General features: G+C 61.6%; 1 protein-coding gene. It reads left to right on the forward strand.

All coding sequences use genetic code 11. The annotated features are described in order from the left end of the window. Positions 1-952, forward strand: a 952-nt coding sequence (motB, locus tag Q7V20_RS22095; RefSeq protein ID WP_304795981.1) for a flagellar motor protein MotB, incomplete at its 5' end; no start/stop codon positions are given. Positions 953-1081 lie beyond the last annotated feature (129 nt).

Here is a 1081-nt window from a genome sequence, read left to right on the forward strand (position 1 = left end):
AGTCCAGCCGATCATCATCAAGCGCGTCAAGAAGGGCGGCCACGCCGTTCACGGTGGCGCCTGGAAGATCGCCTACGCCGACTTCGTGACGGCCATGATGGCCTTCTTCCTGCTGATGTGGCTGCTGGGCTCCACCACCGAAGGCGACAAGAAGGGCATTGCCGACTACTTCAACAGCCCCCTCAAGGTCGCCATGTTCGGCGGATCCGGCGCTGGCGATGCCACCTCGATCATCAAGGGCGGCGGCAACAACTTGGCCGAAAGCGTGGGGCAGCTCAAGAAAGGCGCCTCGGAAACCGCCGAGATCAAGGCCCGCAAGAAAGCCATCAAGGCCGAGCAAGCCATTGCCGAACGTGCCCAGTTGGCCGCGCTCAAGCAGAAGATGGAAGAAATCATTGCCAACGATTCGCGCCTGGCCCAGTACAAATCGCAAATTCGCCTGGACCTGACCGCCGAGGGTTTGCGCATCCAGATCGTGGATGACCAGAACCGCCCCATGTTCGACAGCGGCCAGGCGGAGGTCAAGGGCTACATGCGGGACATCCTGCAGTCCATTGGCGCGGTGCTGTCCGTGGTACCCAACCGCCTGACCATCGAAGGTCACACCGACGCCAAGCCCTTCAGCTCGGGCGAGCGGGGCTACAGCAACTGGGAGCTGTCGGCCGACCGGGCCAACGCCTCCCGACGCGAACTGATCGCCGGTGGCCTGGATGGCGAGAAGGTGCTGCGCATGCAGGGCCTGGCCGCCAGCCTGCTTTATGAGAAAGACGACCCTGAAAGCCCCTTGAACCGGCGCATCAGCATCGTGGTGATGAACCGCGAAGCCGAAGACCGCTTCTTCCAGGCCGCCAAGGTCGAATCCGGCGAGGTTGATGAAGAAACCGACCCCGAAGTACCCGCTGCCTTGGCCAACCCCATAAAGGCCTTAAGCCCTCCTACCGAACGCCGATAACGGCTGTGAACACCTCGCGGAGGCCGTGCCAGGCCTCTAACGATTGAATCAAGGACGAGCCATGAGCAATCCCTCACCCGACATGAAATTCCTGATCGTTGACGACTTTTCCACGATGCGCCGCATCGT

Source organism: Aquabacterium sp. (assembly GCF_030652515.1).
Classification (GTDB): Bacteria; Pseudomonadota; Gammaproteobacteria; order Burkholderiales; family Burkholderiaceae_C; genus Aquabacterium.